The 3,668-nt window shown below is 39.6% G+C and carries 4 protein-coding genes and 1 pseudogene; all 5 read right to left on the bottom strand.

The genetic code is table 11. The annotated features are described in order from the left end of the window. On the bottom strand, positions 1-654 hold a 654-nt coding region (bioD, locus tag VIK44_RS02520), incomplete at its 3' end, for a dethiobiotin synthase (protein WP_331552271.1). After that, the gene (gene bioB, locus VIK44_RS02515) at positions 647-1,618 is read right to left on the bottom strand and encodes a biotin synthase BioB (protein ID WP_331552270.1); all 972 of its coding nucleotides are present in this window, start codon (positions 1,616-1,618) and stop codon (positions 647-649) included. The genes bioB and bioD, both read right to left, overlap by 8 nt. Beyond that, on the bottom strand, positions 1,615-2,202 hold the full coding sequence (locus VIK44_RS02510; protein ID WP_331552269.1) for a biotin transporter BioY: 588 nt from the start codon (positions 2,200-2,202) through the stop codon (positions 1,615-1,617). The genes bioB and VIK44_RS02510 overlap by 4 nt, the downstream gene beginning before the upstream one ends. A gap of 231 nt (positions 2,203-2,433) precedes the next feature. After that, positions 2,434-2,688: pseudogene (locus tag VIK44_RS02505) on the bottom strand (group II intron maturase-specific domain-containing protein); the annotation flags it as partial. Between the two features lie 685 nt (positions 2,689-3,373). After that, a partial coding sequence (locus tag VIK44_RS02500) for a hypothetical protein (protein WP_331552268.1) occupies positions 3,374-3,668 on the bottom strand: 295 nt, incomplete at its 5' end.

Here is a 3,668-nt window from a genome sequence, read left to right as displayed (position 1 = left end):
GATACTCATATCCAACTCAGTATCCCCAACTTTAACCTGTCCAACAATTGGTATTTCAGTCATTTCTGCCACTATTTTTATGTTATCTTCTTCCATCATCCCGCCATGGTAATTGTTGAAGATCACCCCTTTTATAGGTATGTTTTTATGGATCATGTATTGAATCGTCAGGATGGTTGCATTTATTGTTCCCAATCCTGAATCGGCTACAATGAGTGTGGAAAGATTTAATTTCTTAATAATATCTTCTAAAAAAATATGTTCATCATTATCATAACGAATGGGGCAGATAATGCCACCACTTCCCTCAACAAAAAGATACTCATATCTTTTGCACAGCTTTTTATAGTCTTCTGAAATTTTTTCCATTCGTGCCGGATTACCTTCCAGCGCTCCAGCTAAATGCGGAGAAACAGGAGTTTCATACACATACGAAACCATATCATTAATATCGCTTTCTATCCCTGAAATATTTGCAACATAGTGAGCATCCCCTGGTCGCAACCTGCCTTTTATTCGTTTTGCGCCACTGAGTGCCGGCTTATAATAACCGGCATGATACCCTGCTTCCCTTAGTTTTTTAACCATGAGAGCCGTGACATAGGTTTTTCCGATATCAGTTCCTGTCCCTGTAATAAAAATCCCCTTACTCATTCCAACGTCCAATGATATATCCAATTTCACCAAGCATTTTCATATCCGCTTCAATGGTGATCCCTGCCGTTGTCAGCATATCACCTGATATGGCGGCATTCGCCCCGGATAAAAAACATTGTCGCCCCTTATCCGGCAACAACCCTCGACCTCCTGCCAAACGAATCGAGGCCATTGGTACCAAAAATCGAAACAGTGCCACAATCCTTGACATTTCATTACCGGTCATAATTTTATGATTCTCATAAGGTGTTCCTTTTATTGGATTGAGTATATTTACCGGAATCGAACGAATCCCAAGTTCTCTTATGGCGATAACCATATCAATCCGATCTTCCATACTCTCATCAAGTCCCATAATACCCCCGGAGCAAACATTAAGACCTGCTTTTTGTGCGGCCTTGATTGAATTTATTTTATCGTAATAGGTATGGGTCGTACATACATTTTGAAAGTTATTTTCCGAGGTTTCTAAATTATTATGGATGCGCTCTACCCCTGCATTATTAAGCTTTTCAAACTGCTTTTCATCTAATAATCCCAAGGATACACATACCGAAATATCTGTTTGTTCTTTAATTAACTTAATGCTTTCACACACCTTGTTTACCTCTGCATCATTTAATCTTTTGTCTGAAGTAACGATGGAATAACGCAATACCCCACGTTCATCATTATACTGGGCTTGTTTTAAAAGTGCTTCGGTACTCAGCAGTGCATATTCTTCTACCTGCGTGTGATGGTAGGAAGACTGAGCGCAATATTTACAGTTTTCAGAACATTTTCCACTTTTTGCGTTTACGATGGTACAAATATCAAAAATTTTGCCACAAAAATATTTTCTGATGTCGTTGGCAGCACTGGCTAATTCATCCAATGGCATCATGCTTATGGCTAGCGCATCTTGCTTATCAATTAATTTACCGTGTAAAATATCATTTTTCGTTTTTCCCAATAAAGTCATGACAGTCTTTCCTCCTCTAGTTTATAATGTGTTTTTGATTTTTTTATAATGGGTAATAACCGTTTTCCTAAAAAAGCACTGATGATGCAAAGGAAAATATCACCTGGCACCGCTAAAATAACACAATAGAAAATTAAGGGCCAAAGGCCAATGGGTGTATTGATCACAAAATCAGATATGATCCAGTAGTAAAGGGTTCCACAAAAATATACAATAACAAGCCCAATAAAATTAGCAACCAGTAATCGCTTTAATGTTGGATTGCCTACTTTATTTGCAATCGTCCCTGTAATATAGCTTGCAATACAAAAACCGATGAGGTATCCAAAGGTCGGCCTTAACGCATAGGCAATTCCCCCGCCATCGGCAAAAATAGGCAATCCCATTAAACCCAATGCAATGTAGGCAAGAACACTCATCGCCCCTAATTTACCTCCAAGCAAAAGACCTCCAAGCATTGTAAATAAAAATTGCAGGGTAAATGGCAAAACAGGAATGGGAATTTTAATAAATGCTCCAACGGCAATGAGGGCTGTAAACAAAGCACATCGTATGATGTTTTGTGTGGTAAATGTAGTATCCATATGATTTCCTGTAGGAAACACGCCTGTTGATTGTAGCACAGACAAAAATCAATTGTCAACCATTTAAAATGTATTGGTCGACAATTGATTTGACACGGGACACGAAGGGACGGTTCTTTCGTGTTCTAACGAATGAACTCTGCACAACAGGGTAAGTAGCCCGCGGGAATTTCACCCACAGGCTCTATCAGAACCGTACGTGAACCTCTCAGCTCATACGGCTCCCATTATTCAGTCGTTTATTATTCCTTTTTTCCAGTGCACAAAGAGTTCTGGTGAAGCTTTTGCTATTCTTGCAAGCCATTTCCTTGCTTTTGCTTTGCTTTTCCGTAACTTCTTGTACTTCTTAATTGCCCATTTCAGCAATGCTTTGTTTACATATTTAAGCACAGAATTGAGTTCGGATGGACAAAATTTACCATAGTAATTCATCCAGCCTCTAATCTTTGGATTGAGAGCCTCCGATAAGTCCCTAAGCTCCAGGCTTGTTCTGGAGTGTTATCATAAAAGTCCAGTCCCAAACCGCAAGAAAAAAAGGTAAATATAGAAAGAAGAAGCATCCACCCTTGTTCGCTTCCTTTGACGTTTCCAGCTCTTTGGCAATCTTACCTTTATTCCACGAATTACTTCATATCTGTGTCGTCAAGAGAACTCGCATGATTTCTCTTGCCAGTTGTTCGTACCTTCTAGTCTTTCAACCTTCTTTTAACACCTTCGCCTTTACATCTTATGTTTCTAGGTAAACTTTGAGATTTCTTCTGCCCTTCGCATCGATTATGAGCTTTTGACTCATGACAGTTACCGTTACCAGAACGGTATCCCTTAAGTTTTCTCCTCCAGCCCATTTCTGGCTTTCATTGGCTTGAGGTTAATCACTACTACGGCTTCATCTGCATACTGCACTTTCATTTCATCCCCTGATTTCCCTTTTGAATAAAACTTACAGCTTCAAGTACAGTACTTCAGAGGTTAAGTTGCTCCGCTTGTAGTTAAAACGACCATCCTAATATATATGGCTCTGCTAATTTTAGGACGTCCCCACTTTTTGCAAGGTTATCCGCCATACATTAACACCGATTCACTTACGTTTCGTTCCAACAACCGCCATTAGCTCGGCAACATGCCTCGCAAACAAGAAAGAAGCCCTGAAGGGTTTCTTGGAAAATTAATTTTAGTTTTCAGCCAGGCATTTGTAACCATTGTAACGTTCCAGTGCTTCTTCTTTCGCTTTATCATAAAGCGTTTCCGAAACTTCCGGGAAACTCAATTTCAAAGAAGTATAACGCACTTCTGAATCCAGGAATTGGGTGAATTTATCCATATCCGGTTCTTTTGAATCCAGTATGAAGGGGTTTTTACCTTGTTCTTTTAAACTTGGATTAAAGCGATACAAATGCCAGTATCCAGATTCCACGGCAAAAGCTTCATGGGTTTGGGTTCGGCTCATGCCGCCTTTAATGCCGTGA

This window comes from Acetobacterium sp. (assembly GCF_036508315.1).
In the GTDB taxonomy this organism is placed as follows: Bacteria; Bacillota; Clostridia; order Eubacteriales; family Eubacteriaceae; genus Acetobacterium.
This window is presented reverse-complemented; position numbering and strand designations above follow the sequence as displayed.